13 protein-coding genes and 1 pseudogene are annotated in these 17,063 nt (G+C 68.1%); all 14 read right to left on the bottom strand.

From position 1 onward, the window contains the following. Window positions 1–7 precede the first annotated feature (7 nt). On the bottom strand, window positions 8–181 hold the full coding sequence (locus Q0263_RS08145) for a hypothetical protein (RefSeq protein ID WP_298015171.1): 174 nt from the start codon (window positions 179–181) through the stop codon (window positions 8–10). A 135-nt stretch (window positions 182–316) separates the two neighbouring features. Beyond that, window positions 317–1,027, bottom strand: a complete 711-nt coding sequence (locus tag Q0263_RS08140; RefSeq protein ID WP_298015169.1) for an ABC transporter ATP-binding protein — start codon at window positions 1,025–1,027, stop codon at window positions 317–319. Between the two features lie 5 nt (window positions 1,028–1,032). Then, the gene (locus Q0263_RS08135) at window positions 1,033–2,235 is read right to left on the bottom strand and encodes an ABC transporter permease (protein WP_298015167.1); all 1,203 of its coding nucleotides are present in this window, start codon (window positions 2,233–2,235) and stop codon (window positions 1,033–1,035) included. After that, window positions 2,232–3,386 (bottom strand): efflux RND transporter periplasmic adaptor subunit, encoded by a 1,155-nt coding sequence (locus Q0263_RS08130; protein ID WP_298015165.1) that lies wholly within the window; start codon window positions 3,384–3,386, stop codon window positions 2,232–2,234. The genes Q0263_RS08135 and Q0263_RS08130 overlap by 4 nt, the downstream gene beginning before the upstream one ends. Continuing rightward, on the bottom strand, window positions 3,383–3,994 hold the full coding sequence (locus Q0263_RS08125; RefSeq protein WP_298015163.1) for a TetR/AcrR family transcriptional regulator: 612 nt from the start codon (window positions 3,992–3,994) through the stop codon (window positions 3,383–3,385). The genes Q0263_RS08130 and Q0263_RS08125 overlap by 4 nt, the downstream gene beginning before the upstream one ends. An 88-nt stretch (window positions 3,995–4,082) precedes the next feature. Then, window positions 4,083–5,303 carry an acetate/propionate family kinase gene (locus Q0263_RS08120; RefSeq protein ID WP_298015161.1) on the bottom strand — a complete coding sequence of 407 codons (1,221 nt, stop codon included), beginning with the start codon at window positions 5,301–5,303 and terminating at the stop codon, window positions 4,083–4,085. Beyond that, window positions 5,300–6,196: pseudogene (locus tag Q0263_RS08115) on the bottom strand (bifunctional enoyl-CoA hydratase/phosphate acetyltransferase); the annotation flags it as partial. The pseudogene Q0263_RS08115 and the gene Q0263_RS08120, both read right to left, overlap by 4 nt. 55 nt (window positions 6,197–6,251) lie before the next feature. Next, on the bottom strand, window positions 6,252–6,998 hold the full coding sequence (phbB, locus tag Q0263_RS08110; protein ID WP_298015159.1) for an acetoacetyl-CoA reductase: 747 nt from the start codon (window positions 6,996–6,998) through the stop codon (window positions 6,252–6,254). A 24-nt stretch (window positions 6,999–7,022) separates the two neighbouring features. Next, window positions 7,023–8,156: an ABC transporter permease gene (locus Q0263_RS08105; RefSeq protein WP_298015157.1), complete on the bottom strand. Its 1,134-nt coding sequence runs from the start codon at window positions 8,154–8,156 to the stop codon at window positions 7,023–7,025. A 1-nt stretch (window position 8,157) separates the two neighbouring features. After that, a complete protein-coding gene (rbbA, locus tag Q0263_RS08100; RefSeq protein ID WP_298015155.1) occupies window positions 8,158–10,953 on the bottom strand; it encodes a ribosome-associated ATPase/putative transporter RbbA in 2,796 nt (931 codons plus the stop codon). Window positions 10,954–10,957: 4 nt separating this feature from the next. Next, entirely contained in the window at window positions 10,958–12,034 is a 1,077-nt protein-coding gene (locus Q0263_RS08095; RefSeq protein WP_298015153.1) for an efflux RND transporter periplasmic adaptor subunit, read from the bottom strand. Next, complete coding sequence (locus Q0263_RS08090) at window positions 12,031–13,551, bottom strand: efflux transporter outer membrane subunit (RefSeq protein WP_298015151.1); 1,521 nt, start codon at window positions 13,549–13,551, stop codon at window positions 12,031–12,033. Before Q0263_RS08090 ends, Q0263_RS08095 begins: the two co-directional genes overlap by 4 nt. A 3-nt stretch (window positions 13,552–13,554) precedes the next feature. Next, complete coding sequence (locus Q0263_RS08085; RefSeq protein WP_298015149.1) at window positions 13,555–15,309, bottom strand: alpha/beta fold hydrolase; 1,755 nt, start codon at window positions 15,307–15,309, stop codon at window positions 13,555–13,557. Window positions 15,310–15,445: 136 nt separating this feature from the next. Then, complete coding sequence (locus Q0263_RS08080) at window positions 15,446–16,882, bottom strand: catalase (RefSeq protein WP_298015147.1); 1,437 nt, start codon at window positions 16,880–16,882, stop codon at window positions 15,446–15,448. Window positions 16,883–17,063 lie beyond the last annotated feature (181 nt).

Raw genomic sequence — 17,063 nt, 5'->3', positions numbered from 1 at the left:
ACGGTCGTCACCCGGGCCCGAAGACGTCGATGGCCTTGCGGATGATGACGAACAGGGTGATCAGAAAGCCGGTGCCCAGCAAGACGATGCCGGGGTTCCGGTCGCGGAATCCGAATCCGATGAAGATCGCGATGACGCCCAGGACGAAGATGACCAGTAGCAGGTTGCTGTGAAGGAACATGGCTGCGCGCTCGATGGGGGGATGCGGAAATCATAGGCATTCCATGGCGTGCGGGTGTTGAGCCAGGACAATATCCTGCGCCGGATGTCCCGTCTGGCGCGCGTCGCATCGCCTCGCCCCCCCGCGGGCCTGCGTTCAGTCGAATGGCCGGCCTTCGCCCGCTTCTTCGTGCGTGGCGCCGTCGCGGATGCGGTAGATCCGCTTGAAGGTAGGGATGATTTTCTCGTCGTGCGTCACTACGATGATGGCTGTGCGGTACTGCCGCGCCATATGGTTCAGGATGCGCACGACCGACATGGCGCGTTCGCTGTCCAGCGGCGCCGTCGGCTCGTCGGCCAGGATGACCGGCGGGCGGTTGACGAGGCCGCGCGCGATGGCGATCCGCTGCTGTTCGCCGCCCGACAGCTGCGCGGGCATGGCCTGCGCGCGATGGCGGACGTCCAGCGCAGTCAGCACGTCCAGCGCGCGGGCGCGGGCTTCACGTGTGCTCACTCCAGCCAGCATCGGCAGCAGGGCCACATTGTCGGTGGCGTCCAGAAACGGGATCAGATAGGGCGCCTGGAAAATGAAGCCGATCCGATCGCGGCGCAGAGCCCGCAGGTCTCTCACCCGCCAGCCGTCGTCGTGGATGAGTTCGCCGCCCAGGGTCATGCGCCCGCCCGTCGGGTCGATCACGGCGCCCAGGCATTTCAGCAGCGTGCTCTTGCCTGAACCGGAGGGACCGATCAGACCCACGACTTCGCCGGGGGCGACCGACAGATTGACGTCGCGCAGGGCCAGCACGGCCGTGTCGCCCTGGCCGTAGCGTTTGCTCAAGCCTTCGATCAGGATGCCGGATTCGCTCATGACGTTCATCCAATGGCCTGGGCGGGATCGACCCGCAGGGCGATGCGGATGGCCACCACGCTGGCCAGGGCGCAGATCGACAGGATGGCCGCCAGCCCGGCGGCGAAGTCCGCCGGCATCAGCAACACGTACTTGGGAAAGAAGGGGGCGGAAAAAGTCGCCGCGATCGTGCCCACCATGAAGCCGATCAGCCCCAGGGCCAGCGCCTGTTGCAGGATCATCCCGGCGATCGTGCGGTTGCGTGTGCCGATCAGTTTGAGCACGGCGATCTCGCGGATCTTGTCCATGGTCAGGGTGTAGATGATGAACGCCACGATGGCCGCGCTCACCAGGGCCAGGATGGCCAGAAACATGCCGATCTGCCGTGCCGACGAGGCGACCAGTTTATCCACCAGAATGGTTTCCATCTGGGCTCGCGTATAGACGGACAGACGCGTCCAGCGCCGGATCCTGGCAGCCAGTTCGTCGGCGTCGGCGCCGGGGGCCAGCGTCACCAGCACGGCGTTCACATAGGGGTTGGCCGCCTGGCTGCCCAGCACGGCCCGCAGGGCCGAATCGTTGCCGGGCAGGTCCAGGGCGGGGTTGGCTGAGGTGCGCCGGCGGCTCTGCCGGATGGCGTCGTTGTCTTTCTGGAACTGCGCCTGCTGGGCGTCCTTCAGGGGAATGAAGACCATCGGATCGCCGCTGGAGGACACCGTGCGCCGGGTCTGGCCGACGATGGTGTATTGGTGGCGGCGAATGGTGATCCGATCCCCCAAGGCGAAGCCGGTCGCCACGTCCGCCACGGCTTCGTAGTGGCCCAGGACGATCTGTCGGCCCGATACCAGGTGCGGCGGCCAGCCCGGGGTCGCGCCCGGGGTGCCCGGGGCCACGCCGACCACCATGATGCGGACATCCCGGTCGCGGTGGCGCGCCTGCATGGTCAGGTAGGTGACGTTGGCCGCCTGGGCCGCGCCTTCCAGTCCCAGGATGCTGCGATAGGCGTCGTCGGGCAGGCTGGAGTTCTCGGCGTATGGCCCCTGGGTGTCTTTCTGTACGACCCACAAGTCGGCGCTGCTGTTGTCCAGCAAGGATCGCGCGTCGGCCACCAGGCCCCGGTAGACGCCCGCCATGATCAGCGTGACGCCGATCAGCAGTCCCAGGCCGATGCCGGTGAACAGGAATTTTCCCCAGGCATGCAGGATGTCGCGTCCGGCCAGGCTGATCATGTCGATGGCTCGGTGGGCGCCGGGCCGGTGTCGCGCAGCCGGCTGCGGGCCGTCAAGGGGCTTGCGCTATGGACGATGATGGTGTCGCCGACGCTCAGGCCGTCCAGCACCTGCGCCATGCCCCGGGCGTCGACGGCGCCGATGCGGATCCGGGTGAAGATCGGTTTGCCATCCTGGATGCGCCAGACTCCGGGCTGGCCGTTCTGGTGGTGGATGGCGGCATTGGAAATCACCGGACCTGGCGCAGTGGCCGGCAATTCCACTGTGGTCTCAGCCAGTTCTCCCAAGGCGGGCAGCGGCGCCGGCGGCGCGTTGAAGCTGATTTTGGCCAGCAGTTCCTCGGTGACGGCGTCGGCGACCGGTTCGAGGCGGGCGATTCGTCCTGCGATCGATTCCTGATTGCGGGATCGCAGCACGATGCGGGCTGTCAGGCCTTCGGTCAGCCCCGCGGGGCCGGCCTGGTCGAAGCGCGCATTGATCCAGAGGGAATCGGGTGCGATCACCTGGACCACGGCCTGTCCGGCCATCAGGGTCGTGCCTGGGTCGGCCTCGCGCGTGATCACGAAACCGTCGATGGGCGAAATCAGCGTCAGGTTGCGCCGCTGGGCCTGCAGCGCGGCCAGCTCGGCCTGCAGCCGTTCGACATCCTGCGCGACGGCTTGCAAAGCGGATTGCGCCAGCTTCAGTTCATGCCGCTTGTCGCTGGCGGTTTCCTCGCTGGTGGCCGACGCCTTCAGCAGCGTTTCGTAGCGGCGCATCTGGGCCTGCGCCCGGTCCTGGCGGGTGCGCGATTCCTGCATCAGGATGCGCGCGCGCGTCAGCGCCGCCGTCTGGGCCTGGATGCGGTCGTCCAGATCCACCGGGTCGATCTCGCCCAACGACTGTCCGGCATGCACGGAATCGCCCACTTCGACATCCAGCCTCAGCAGCCGCCCGGTCAGAGTCGGGCCGATCCGGTGGGTCTGACGGGCCTCGACCGTGCCGATGCCAAAGCGCACCGGATGAATGGCAGCTTCGCGGACGTCGGCCGTGGTGACCGGGATGCGGGCCAGCGGCCCGGATCTTGCGGCGACAAACAGGAACAGCCCCAACAGCGTCAGGGCCAGCGCGGCCAGCAGGACGCGCTTTCTATCGAAAGACGGGACCTTCATGGGCGGGCTCCTATGCCTTGGCGGAACAAGGCGAACAGGCCGGGCGCCTGGCGCTTCATGCGCTGGATGTCTCCGGCCAGCGCGGACTGGATCACCAGGCCCTGGATCATGCCCACGAACAGCAGGGGCAGGGCGTCCGGGTCCAGTGTGCTGCGCAGTTCTCCCTGGTCGATGCCTTGGCGGGCATGCCGCAGCAGCCGTTCGCGGTAGTGTTCCAGCAGGCTCCGCACGCGGTCTTTCGCCGGCGTGGCCCGGTCGTGCTGCAGCTCGGCGAACAGGATGCGCGGCACCCCCGGATGATCGACGATGAAATCCACATGCGCGTCGAACATGGCTTGCAGCGCCGCCAGCGGACCATCTGCCCGGGCGGCGGCCGTGTCGATGAGCGTCAGCAGTTCTTCGCTGGCGTAGGCCATCACGGCGTCCCAGATGGCTTCCTTGTTCGGGAAATGCCGGAACAAGGCGCCCTGCGTAAGCTGCATGTGCTGGGCGATGGCCGCCGTGGTGATGTCGGCGGGATTGCGGCATGCCGCCAGTTCGATGACTGCCTGCACGGTCGCCGCGCGCCGTTCTTGCGCCGGCAGATACTTCGGAGAGGCTCCGGGCATTTCATGTTTCTCAAAGATAGTAATCAATTACTATCTTACCATGGGGCGCAGCGCCAATGCACAGTCCGGTTGAACCGTACATTCAAGTTCAAGCACGGGTGCTGATCGGACAGCGCGCTTGAGCGTGCCGGGCGGCGATCCATTCCTCGTTGGTGGGCTCCATGGCAACCAGGACGGCGCTGCCGGGTCTCGAAAGCGTCGTCGCCTGCGCCGCGTTGGCTTCGGCGTCCAGCGACACGCCCAACCAGGCCAGCGCCTCGCAGATGCGCCGGCGCAGTTCGATGCTGTGCTCGCCGACCCCGGCCGTGAATACCAGCATGTCGAGCCCGCCCAGCACGGCGGTCAGCGCGCCGATTTCCCGCACGATGCGGCGCACGTACAGATCCAGCGCCAGCCGGGCGCGCGGCGCGTCCGCCTCGCGGGCAAGCAGTTCCCGCGTGTCGGCGGAGATTCCCGACACGCCTTTCAGGCCGGACTCGTGGTACAGGATCCGGCCGACCTCCTCCAGGCTGAGCCGTTCGATCTCCATCAGATAGATGACGGCCCCGGGGTCCAGAGACCCGGGGCGCGTCCCCATCATCAGGCCGTCCAGGGCGGAGAATCCCATGGTGGTCGCCTGGCTGCGCAGATCGCGCATGGCGCACAGGCTGGCGCCGCTGCCCAGGTGGGCGGCGATGACGCGTCCGCGCGCCCGGTCGCCGTGGCGCTCGGGCAGGGCGACCGACATATATTCATAGGACAGGCCATGAAAGCCGTAGCGGCGCAGGCCCCGTTCCCAGACCGCATAGGGCAATGGCAGCATCTGCTCGACCTGCGGGACGGTATGGTGGAAGGCAGTGTCGAAACAGGCGATCTGCGCAAGCCCGGGCTGCTCGCGCAGCAGGATGTCGATCGCCTCCAGGGCGAAGGGCTGGTGCAGCGGCGCCAGGGGAATGTAGCTGCGCAGGTCTTCCAGGACGCCGGCCTCGATGCGCACGGGCGCGAAATACTTGCTGCCTCCGTGGACGATGCGGTGGGCGACGGCCGCCAGACGGCGGCTTCCCATCCGGGCGCGCACGCGTCGCAGGATCAGGTCCAGGGCGCCGCGGTAGGGATTGCGCGAGTCGAGCGGGATGGCGAACGGCGCGACGCCGGTCTCGCCAAAGTCCGGCCGCTCCCCGCCGATGCCCTGCACCTTGCCGTTCCAGGCCGGAACGCGCGGCGGTGGATCGGCCAAGGCGTCGAACAGGGCGAACTTGATGCTCGATGATCCGCAGTTCAGGACCAGAATCAAATCCGATCCTGAAGGGGCGGTCTGGTCGGGGATCATGGGGGCGTGCTCCGGTAGTGATGCGCCATCGACAGGGCCAGGGCGCAGGAGGCGATGCGGGATGCGTAGGCATCGGCCCGGCTGGTCAGGACGATGGGCACCCGGGCGCCCAGCACGATGCCGGCGCTGGCGGCATCGCCCAGGTACATCAGCTGCTTGGCCAGCATGTTGCCGCTTTCCAGATCGGGCGCCACGAGAATGTCCGCGCGTCCCGCCACGTCCGAACGGATGCCCTTGATGAGGGCCGCCTCCGGCGAGACGGCATTGTCAAAGGCAAGCGGGCCGTCGAGCAGCCCTCCGGCGATCTGGCCGCGGTCGGCCATCTTGCACAGCGCCGCCGCGTCCAGGGTGGCCGGCATGGCGGCGCTGACCGTCTCCACGGCGGCCAGGATGGCCACGCGCGGCCGATCGACGCCGATCGCATGGGCCAGATCGATGGCGTTGCGGACGATGTCGGCCTTTTGCTCCAGGGTCGGGGCGATGTTGATCGCGGCGTCGGTGATGACGAAGGGACGGGGATAATGCGGAGTCTGCATCAGGTAGCAGTGGCTGGCGCGCCGGCTGGTGCGCAGGCCGTCGCGGGCGACCACCGCGCCCATCAACTCGTCGGTGTGCAAGCTGCCCTTCATCAGCGCCTCCACCCGGCCGGCGCGCGCCAGCGCCACGGCCAGTCCTGCGGCGGCGTGGCTGTGCGGCGCGTCCCTGGTTTCGATGCCGTCCAGCGAAACACCCAGCGCCCGGGCGGCCTGTTCCAGGCGCGCGCGCGGCGCCACCAGGATCGGATCGATCAAGCCTTCCCGGCGGGCGTCCAGCGCGGCCCTCAGGCTGATCTCGTCGCAGGAGTGGACCACCGCCACCCGGATCGGCCCGCGTCCGCGCGCCTGCTCCAGCAGGGAGAGCAGTCCGCCCGGACGCCGGTCTTCGGGGGAAAGATCAGTCATGGATGCCTCAGTACATGTGTTGGCCGCCATTCATGGCCAGGTTGGCGCCCGTCATGAATGCCGCCAGGTCGCTGCAGACGAAGGCGACCAGCGCGCCGATTTCTTCCGGGCGGCCCAGGCGACCGACCGGGATCTGGGAGATGATCTGGCTTTCCAGCACATCGTGGGGGACGGCGGCGACCATGGCCGTGTCCATATAGCCCGGGGAGACCGTGTTGACGGTGATGCCCTTGCGCGCCAGCTCCAGAGCCAGCGACTTGGTGAAGCCGTGGATGCCGGCCTTGGCGGCGGCATAGTTGGTCTGGCCGAACTGGCCCTTGCTGCCATTGATCGAAGCGATGTTCACGATGCGGCCCCACCCGGCCTCGGCCATGTCGTCGACGAAGGGATGGGTGACGTTGAACATGGAATCCAGGTTGGTGCGCAGCACGCTGTCCCAGGCCGGTTTGCGCATCTTCCGGAAGGTGCCGTCGCGGGTGATGCCGGCATTGTTCACCAGGATGTCCACCCGATGCCCGTCGGCCCGGATGCGTTCGGCCATGGCCAGGCAGGCGGCTTCGTCGGCCACGTCGGTGCCGTAAGCCTGGAAGCGATAGCCCTGGGAGGCCTGCTCGTCGAGCCACGCGCGGACGTGGTCATTGCCGGGCGAGTGCGTCACAAGCACGGTGTGGCCCTGGTCATGCAGGGCGCGGGCGATGGCTCGCCCCAGGCCGCCGGTGCCGCCGGTGACGAGTGCAGTGCGGGATGTGGACATGGGAGACTCCTACGGTGTGGACGCTCAGGCCATGCTGCCGATCGTGGACCGGAAGCGGCGCAGCGACAAGTGGAACATGAGGAAACCGATGATCAGCAGGGCCAGGAACGAGGGCCAGACCACGTCCAGACCCGCGCCCCGGTACAGAATGGCCTGCCCCAGTTCGACGAAATGGGTGGTGGGCGCGGCCAGCATCAGATCCCGGGCCAGCAGCGGCATGCTCTCGCGCGGCGTGGTTCCGCCCGAAAGCAGCTGCATGGGCAGCAGGATCAGAATCATCAGCATGCCGAATTGCGGCATGTTGCGCGCCAGGGTGGCCAGCCAGATGCCCATGGCCGTCATGGCGAACAGGTGCAGGGCCGCGCCGGCGAAGAACAGCGGCAGCGAGCCTTCGATCGGCACGCCCAGCAGTCCGCGGACGACGCCGTTGAGCGACAGGGCGGCGGCGGCCAGCACCACCAGGCTCATGGACCAGACCTTGGAGAGCATGATCTGGGCCGGCGTGACGGGCATGACCAGCAGATGTTCGATGGTGCCGTGCTCCCGCTCGCGGATCAGGGCGGCGCCGGTCAGGATCAGGGACAGCATGGTGATCTGGTTGATGATCTCCATCAGGCCGCCGAACCAGGATTTCTCCAGGGCCGGGTTGAACCGCGCGCGCAGGACCAGGTCTGCGGACGGGCTGGCCGTCTGCTTGCGTCCGCGCATGAAGTCCGCGATCTCGCTCTGGACGATCTGCTGGATATTGCCGTTGCCGGTGAATGCCTGGCTCATGCGGGTGGCGTCGACGTTGATCTGGATTTCGGTCTGGCGTCCGGCCAGCACGTTGCGCTGGAAATCGGGCGGGATGTTCAGCACGAAGGAATAGCGGCCGATGTCCATTCCCGGGTCCACCTGTTCGTGGCTGATCATGGCCGGCGCAATGAACTGGGGCGGATAGAATGCCGCGGTGATCCGCTGGGACAGGGGGGAATGGTCCTCGTCCACGATGGCGATGGAGACATGATGCAGGGTTTCGGGCACGGCCGTGGCGGCGGTGTAGACCGACACGGTGAAGGAAAAGAGGATCAGCGCCAGCATGACGGGATCGCGCCACAGGCTCCAGAGCTCCTTGATGCCCAGCCGCCAGATCGTCCCGGAAGCATGATGCTTTTTCATGTCAGCGGTCCTGTTTGCGAAGAAGGGCGATGGCCGTTCCCAGGATCAGCGGGATCGACAGCATCAGGGGCTGGATCGAGGGCCAGAGGTCCTGGAGTTCCAGCGCCTTGTTGAAGATGCCTCGGCTGATGGTGAACATGTGGGCTGCCGGGTAGGTCTGGCCGATGAGCAGACCCACGCCTTCCATGGCGCTGACCGGGTCCAGCAGGCCCGAGAACTGGATGGCGGGGATCAGGGTGGCCATCATCGTGAAGAACATGGCGGCGATCTGGCTGCGCGTCATGGCGGAGGCCAGCAGCCCCAGTCCGGTGGAGGCGATGCAGTAGACGAGGCCGGCCAGGGCCAGAGTGGCGAGGCTGCCTTTGATCGGAACGCCGAAGACGGTGACCGACAGCAGGCACATCGCTGCGAAGTTCAACAAGGCCAGCCCGATGTAGGGGATCTGTTTGCCCAGCAGGAACTCCGTCCGCGTCACCGGGGTGACATACAGATTGATGATCGACCCGATTTCCTTTTCGCGCACCACGGCCAGGGCGGTGAGCATGGCCGGCAGCATCATCAGCAGCAGCGGGATGACGACCGGCACCATGGCGGGCAGGCTGCGCACGTCCGGGTTGTAGCGGAAACGCGTCTGCAGGTCGACCGGCGAGGCGATGGATGCGCCCAGGCGTTCCCGGGCTTGCTGCGCCAGCCATTGCTGATGCATGCCCTGGACGTAGCCTTTGACGGTTTCGGCGCGCTGGGGCATGGCGCCGTCGATCCAGGCGCCGATCTCGGCCGTGCGGCCGTGCAGCAGATCGCGTCCGAAACCGGGTGGGATTTCGATGGCCAGGGCCAGTTCGCCGTTGCGCATGCGCCGGTCCATGTCGGAATCGTCGACGATGGGGGGGTGCTCGACGAAGTAGCGCGAGCCCGACAGATTCAGGGCATAGGCGCGGCTGATGGTGCTCTGGTCCCGGTCCTGCACTGCGAAGCTCAGGCTCTCCACGTCCAGGCTGATGCCGAAACCGATGACGAACATCAGCACCAGGGATCCCAGCAGCGCCAGCGTGCCTCGCACCGGGTCGCGGCGCAGTTCCATGGATTCGCGCCGCATGGTGCTGAACAGCCGGGCAGGGCTGAAGGACGGAATGCGGGGCGCGTCCGCCGCCGGGCCGCCGGCGTCCGGGGCCGCGGTCCGGCCGCCGGGTTCCGCGCCCTGACCGGGCCGCGCGGCGGGAGCCTCGCCGCTGGCTTCCAGGAGGTAGCCGATGAATGCCTCCTCCAGCGATCCGGCGCCGCGCTTGCGCACCAGTTCGGCGGGCCGGTCGCTGTCGAGCACGCGCCCGGCATGCATCATGGACATGCGGTCGCAGCGCTCGGCCTCGTTCATGAAGTGGGTGGAAATGAAGATCGTGACCCGGTCGCGCCGCGACAGCGTGATCAGCAGCCGCCAGAAATCGTCGCGGGCGACGGGATCCACGCCCGAAGTCGGCTCGTCCAGGATCAGCAGCTCGGGCTCGTGCACCATGGCCACGGCCAGCGACAGGCGCTGGCGGATTCCCAGCGGCAGACTGCCGGGCAGCGTGTTCAGCGCCTCGCCCAGGCCGAAGCGCTCCACCATTGTGCGGACGCGCTCGTCGATGCGCTCCGGCGCGACGTGGAACAGGCGGGCGTGCAGAAACAGGTTCTGGCGCACCGTCAGTTCGCCGTAAAGGGAGAAGGACTGCGACATGTATCCGACCCGGCGGCGCACGTCCAGGTCGTCGGGGTCGATCTCGCGGCCGAACAGCCAGGCGCGGCCCTCGCTGGCGGGCAGCAGTCCGGTCAGCATCTTCATGGTGGTCGATTTGCCGCAGCCGTTGGATCCCAGGAAGCCGAAGATCTCGCCGCGACGGATCCGCAGGCTGACGTGATCGACGGCCACGAAGTCGCCGAAGCGCATGGTCAGATCGCGGGCCTCGATGGCGATGTCTTCCTCGCCGTCCACCGGCAAGGGCGGGATTTCCACGGGGGTGTAGCCCTCGCGCCGCGCGGCCGGCAGCAGGTGGATGAAGGAGGCTTCCAGCGAGGCCTGGCCCGTGGCCTGGAGCAGTTCGGCCGGCGTGCCGGTGGCCAGGATGCGGCCATCGTCCATGGCGACCAGCCGGTCGAAGCGCAGGGCCTCGTCCATGTAGGCGGTGGCGACGATGACGCTCATGGCGCCCGATCGGCGCGGCTCGCCGCCGGTTGCGCGCCCGGGATGACCGGCGCGGATGCGGGCGATCAGGTCCCAGAACTGGGCGCGGGCCAGCGGGTCCACCCCCGTCGTCGGCTCGTCCAGAATCAGGAGATCCGGGTCGTGGATCAGGGCGCAGCACAGACTCAGCTTCTGCCTCATGCCGCCCGACAGCTTGCCCGCGGGGCGCGACAGGAACGGGTGCAGGCCGGTGCTGCGGGTCAGGTCGTCGATGCGCCGGCGCCGCTCCGCGGCGTCGTGGCCGAACAGGCGGGCGAAGAATTGCAGGTTTTCCTCGACCGAGAGCGTCGGGTAGAGGTTCTTCCCCAGTCCCTGCGGCATGTAGGCGATGCGCGGGCAGGTCCGCTTGCGGTGGCCTCGCATTGCCATGTCGCCGCCCAGAACCTCGACGCGGCCTTCCTGGATGGTCCGGGCTCCGGCCAGGATCGACAGCAAGGTGGATTTGCCCACGCCGTCCGGGCCGATCAAGCCGATCATCCGGCCGGCCGGAACGTCGAAGTCGATGCGTTCCAGCGCGCAAGTCTTGCCGTAGCGGTGACTCAGTCCCCGGATCCGGGCCGCGAGAACGTCCTGCGCCATGGTCTTATCCGGGCAGGCGGATGGCCAGGGTCGCGGGCCAGGGCCGCGCGGCGTCGGTGCGGACCCAGGCGACGCCTGGCAGGCCGGTCTTGACCTGCTCCAGATGCTTCTGCAGCAGATCCCGGGGAATGCGCGCCTTGATGCGGAACATGAGCTTCTGGCGCTCGCTGGCCGTTTCCACGGTCTTGGGAGTGAACTGGGCCTGGCTGGCGACGAAGGCGACTTCGGCGGGGATCACATATTCCGGGGCCGCGTCCAGCACGATGCGGACTTCGCTGCCCAGGGCGAGCCGGCCGGCGATGGCTTCGGGCATGAAGAAGGTCATGGTGACGTCGGACAGGTCCAGCATGTTGAGCACGCGGCCGCCGGCGCCGAGCACTTCGCCCGGCTGGGCAATGCGCAGCTGGATGCGGCCGTCGCGCGGGGCCTTGAGGCGGCTGTCCTCCAGATCGGCCTGGATGCGCGCCGTCGTGGCCGCCGCAGCCGCCACGGCGGATTCCGCGCCCACCTGATCGGCCCTGGCCGCCGCCACGCCCGCCTGAGCCGACACCACTTGCGCCCGGGCGGCGGCGAGGCCGGCTTCGACGCTGCGCAGCCGGGCCTGGTCGTCGTCCAGCTCCTGCTGCGACGCCGCGCCCTGCCGGGCCAGCGTGCTGGATCGGTTCAAGCGCCGCCGGGCGGCGAACAGGTCGCTTTCGCGCTGCCTGACGATGGCTTGCGCCGTGGCGACGTCGCTTTCGCGCAGGGCGACCTGGGCCTGGGCGGCGGCGACGGCGTGTCCGGCCTGGCGCTGGCGGGCCGCGGCTTCTTCGATCTGGGCCTGCAGGGAATCCGGATTCATCAGGGCCAGGATCTGTCCGGTTCGGACGAAATCGCCCTCGTCGACCAGAATGCGGTCGATCCGACCGGGCAGCCTGGTGGCAATGTCGATTTCGGTGGCCTCGATGCGGCCGTTGCCTTGCATGAAACCGGGGCCCGGGCCGCCGTCCCGGGACCAGCGCCAGGCGCCGTAGGCGCCGATCGCCAGAACGGCGGCCAGCGCCAGCGGGAGGGATTTCTTGAGTTTCTCGGACAGGATCATGTCGCTTGGAGGGCGGGAGAGTTTGGAAGGGCGGGTCCGGCGCCGCCGCCCAGGGCGGCGTACAGAGCCACCTGGCTCGATAGCCAGGCGCGCCGGACTTGAACCAGTTGCTGCTGAGCCGTCAGCAGATCGCGCTGGGCGTCCAGGACTTCCAGGTAGGGCGCGGCGCCGCTGTCGTAGCGCAGCTGGGCCAGTTCGGCCCGCGCGGCCTGGGTCCGCGCCATGCGGGCCTGGATGTCCATCTGTTCGGCCAGGCCCTGGCGCGCGGACAGGGCATCGGCCACTTCGCGGAAGGCGGTCTGGATGTTTTTCTCGTAGGTCGCCACCGCCATGTCGCGTCGGACCTCGGTCACGTCCAGGGTGGTCCTCAAGCGGCCCGCCGTGAAGATCGGCAGTTCGATGACCGGCGCGAACGTCCAGGCCCGGCTCCCGCCGCCGAACAGGCCGTCGAGTTCCGCGCTGGCCGAGCCGGTGCTCGAAGTCAGGGCGATGCGCGGCAGGAATGCGGCGCGCGCGGCGCCGATCCGGGCGTGGGCCGACCGCAGCTGGTATTCGGCGGCCCGGATGTCCGGCCGGGACAGCAGGACCTCGGACGGCAGGCCCGGCTCTAGACGGGTCAGCCGCATGGATTCCAGATCGATGGCCTCGGCCGGCGCGATGCCGGCGTTCGCGACGCCCGTCAGCAGCGTCAGCGCGTGCGCGGCGGCGGCCCGTTCCTGTTGCAGTTGAACCCGCAGGGATTCGGCCTGGATCAACAGGGTGCGCACCTGGGTCAGTTCCAGTTCCGAGGAGGACCCCGCGCCCTTGCGCCGCTGGAAGATTTCCAGGGACTGCCGGCGGTTGCGCACGGCTTCGTCCGCCAGAAAGGCGCGCTGGTCCAGTTCCCGTAGCACCAGCACCGAGTCGGCCACCTGGCGCACCAGCGCCACCCGGACAGCCTGGCGGGCCGCGTCCGAGGCCAGCCAGTCGTCCAGCGCGGCGTCTTTCAGGTTGCGGATCCGGCCCCAGAGGTCGATCTCCCAATGGGTGAGGCCGATGCCGACCTGGCTGCGGGACTGGATCTGCGGCTGGCCTGCGGGATTGAGGTCGCCGGGCACGCGGCTGCGTTCGACGCCGCCCTGGATGCTGATCGATGGCGACAGGTCGGCCCGCTGAATCCGGTGGGCGGCTTCGGCTTCGCGCACGCGCAGCCCGGCCAGCCTCAGGTCGCGGTTGTGCTCCAGAGCCAGGCTGATCAGCCGGCGCATGTCGGCGTCCTGGAAATAGTTCGCCCAGTCCAGATCCCGCCAAGCGCGCGTGGTGGCGGGCGCGGGCGCTGTTTCGGCGTCGGCGGGCCAGGCATCGGCGACCGGAGGAGCCGGGAGCCGGGTCGCGGGCGCCAGGTTGACGCAGGCCGACAGGGCCAGCATGCCGGCGGCGCCCAGGATGCGCAAGAGCGGGAAGCGGCCGCAGGCCATGCCGGCGGCCGGCCCGGACGCGCCGTGCCGGATCCGGCGGGACGAGGTATGCCTGCGCATGGATCAGGTCTCCAGTACGTAGCGCCCGGGGGCGTCTTCCAGGGGCGTCCGTCCGGAGCCTCCCAGGGCAGGTGGCGCTTCGGCGGGACCCGAGCGGTCGGTCAGCCAGCGCGACCAGGCGGGCCACCAGGATCCTTCGCTGACGGGCGTAGCGGCCATCCAGTCGTCGGGCGACAGGAAGGGCGCGCCCGGCTGGCGGGTGCGAAAGCGGTACTGCCGCCCCCGGTGGCCGGGCTCGCTGACGATGCCGGCGTTGTGGCCGCCGCTGGTCAGAACGAAACTCAGTTGGCCGGGAAAGAACTGGTGCAGTTTGTAGACCGAGCGCCAGGGCGCGACGTGATCGGTGACGGTGCCCACCGCGAAGACGGGCAGGCGGATGTCGCCGATCGACACGGGCCGCCCGCCCACGGGATAGCGCCCGGCGCTCAGGTCGTTGTTCAGGTACAGACGCCGCAGGTACTGCGAATGCATGCGGGCGGGCATGCGGGTGGCGTCGGCGTTCCAGGCCATCAGGTCGTTGAGGGGGCGCCGGTCGCCCAGCAGGTATTCATGGATGGCGCGCGACCAGAGCAGGTCGTAGGAACGCAGCATCTGGAAAGCGCCCGCCATCTGGTCGGCGCTGAAGCAGCCGCTGCGTCCCATCTGGGCTTCCAGCATGTGGACCTGAGCTTCGTCGATGAACAGACCGATCTCGCCCGGTTCGCTGAAATCGACCTGGGCCGTGAACAGACTGACGCTGGCAAGCCGGTCGTCGCCGTCGCGCGCCATGGCGGCGGCTGCGATCGACAACAGCGTGCCGCCCAGGCAGTAGCCGGTGGCGTGGACGCGGCGTTCCGGCTGGATGCGTCCGATGGCGTCCAGGGCGGCGAAGAAGCCGTCGCGCAGATAGTCGTCCATGCCTCTGTCGGCATCCCGGTCGGTGGGATTCTTCCAGGAGATGCAGTAGACGGTGTGGCCCTGGTCCCGCAGGAAGCGGACCAGGGAGTTGTGGGGCGACAGGTCCAGGATGTAGTACTTCATGATCCATGCGGGCACCAGCAGGATCGGCTCGGGACGCACGGTCGCCGTGGTCGGCGCGTACTGGATCAGTTCGATCAGCTCGTTGCGCAGGATGACCTTGCCCGGCGTGACGGCGACCTCGCGTCCGACGCGGAACTTGTCCGCGCCGGCAACGGGCATTTCGGCCTGGTGACGGATGCCGTCCTCCAGCAGATGGCTGCCGCCGCGCAGCAGGTTCATCCCGCCTTCCGCGACCGTGCGGTCGATGGCCACGGGGTTCGTCCAGAGCTGGTTGCCGGGCGACATCATATCCAGCCACTGGCGCGCCCAGAACGCGATCTGCCGCATGTGGTGCGGTTCGATGCCGTGCAGATCGGACGTGGCCTCCTCCCACCAGGCCTGGGTCAGCAGGAATCCCTGGCTCAGCAGGTTGTAGGGCCAGCGACACCAGGCGGGGTCCTTGAAGCGCGGGTCCGTTTCGGGCGGCGTCACGCAGACCCGGGACGGGTCCCCGCAAGCCCGCAGGCAGTCGTACAGGTAGTGAGCCAGGTCGTGCTGATGGCGGGCGGCCAGGCGCAACAGTTCGGTTTGCTTGCCGGGCGAGGCTGCCAGGTGCAGAGCCCAGTCCAGCCACGCCAGGCTGAGCGAGGCGGGCGAGAGCGACGCGAAGGCGCGCGCCTGGCTGGCATGGAAATACTGGTCGGTGGCCCGGGCCGCGGCCCGGTGGTCCACGGTGCGTCTTTGCGAGGCTGATGGCATGGCGACCTCCTTGCTGTTTTTTAATCGATAATTTTTCAGCAGGTGTTGACGCAGCGCATGTTGCAGCCCGATTTGCCGGCTGCGGCGCCCGGCATGCGGGACGACGCCGCGCGCGGCGTCGTCCCGCGGACGCGGCTCAGCCTTGCAGGGCTTGGATCGCGGCGGCGACTCCGGCGCCGTAGGCCGGGTCCGCCAGGGCGCAGTGCTCGATGTGCAGAGCCTGCACGTCGGCGCTGACGCCGGCGATGGCGCGGGCCGTGTTGTCGAACAGGGCCTGCCGCTGGGCGGGCGACATCAGGCGGAACAGATCGCCGGGCTGGGAAAAGTAGTCCGTGTCTTCCCGGTGGTTCCAGTGGTCCGCGACGCCTTCCAGGCTGAGCGGCGGTTCGCGGAATTCGGGCTGCTCGGCCCATTCGCTGGATCGGTTGGGCTGGTTGCCGGTCAGGCCGCCGTGATTGCCGTCCACCCGCATCGCGCCGTCGCGGTGGTAGCTGTGGAAGGGGCAGCGCGGCGCATTGACAGGGATCTGGTGATGGTTGACGCCCAGGCGGTAGCGCTGCGCGTCGCCATAGGAAAACAGGCGCGCCTGCAGCATGCGGTCGGGCGAAAAGCCGATGCCGGGAACCACGTTGGCCGGGGTGAAGGCGGCCTGCTCGACTTCGGCGAAGAAGTTTTCGGGATTGCGGTTCAGTTCCAGCACGCCGACTTCGATCAGCGGGTAATCGCCGTGCGGCCAGACCTTGGTCAGGTCGAAGGGGTTCAGGTGGTAAGTCCCCGCATCCTTTTCCGGCATGATCTGCACGGACAACGTCCAGCTCGGGAAATCGCCCTGCGCGATGCTCTCGTACAGGTCGCGCTGCGAGCTTTCCCGGTCGCGGCCGATCAGTTCGGCCGCCTCGGCGTCGCTCAGGTTGCGGATGCCTTGCCGGGACTTGAAGTGGAATTTCACCCAGAACCGCTCCATGTCGGCATTGATGAAGCTGAAGGTGTGGCTGCCGAACAGGTGCATGTGGCGGAAGTCGGACGGAATGCCCCGATCGCTCATGACGATGGTGATCTGGTGCAGGGCTTCGGGCAGACCGGTCCAGAATTCCCAGTTGTTCTGGGCGCTGCGCATGCCGGTGCCCGGGTCGCGCTTGACGGCGTGGTTCAGATCCGGGAACTTCAGCGGGTCGCGGAAGAAGAAGACGGGGGTGTTGTTGCCGACCAGGTCCCAATTGCCTTCTTCGGTGTAGAACTTCATCGCCACGCCGCGGATGTCGCGCTCGGCGTCGGCGGCGCCGCGTTCGCCCGCGACGGTCGAGAAGCGGATGAACATCGGGGTCTGCTTGCCGACTTCGGAGAAGATGGCCGCGCGGGTGTAGCGCGTGATGTCATGGGTGACGGTGAAGGTGCCGTATGCGCCCGCGCCCTTGGCGTGCATGCGGCGCTCGGGGATGACTTCGCGGTCGAAGTGCGCCAGTTTCTCCAGCAGCCAGACGTCCTGCAGCAGGGCCGGGCCGCGCGGGCCGGCGGTCAGGATGTTCTGGTTGTCGGCGACGGGGGCGCCGGCGGCGGTGGTCAGCTTCTTCATGGTTCTGCTCCTGAAATGAACCCGGTTCGGGGGGCGGGCCGCCGCGCGGGCAGCCTGTGACTCAGGGAACAGTCTAAGGAAGATCGATAATTTAATAAAATTGATTATCTATTATTGTTCGATAGTGGTTGTCTATATTGCAGGTCGCAGGCGCTGGACGGGAGGCGGGCGGCGCGGGCCC

The organism is uncultured Castellaniella sp. (assembly GCF_937988725.1).
In the GTDB taxonomy this organism is placed as follows: Bacteria; Pseudomonadota; Gammaproteobacteria; order Burkholderiales; family Burkholderiaceae_B; genus Castellaniella.
The sequence above is the reverse complement of the archived record's forward strand: the minus strand, read 5'-3'. Positions and strand labels throughout refer to the sequence as shown.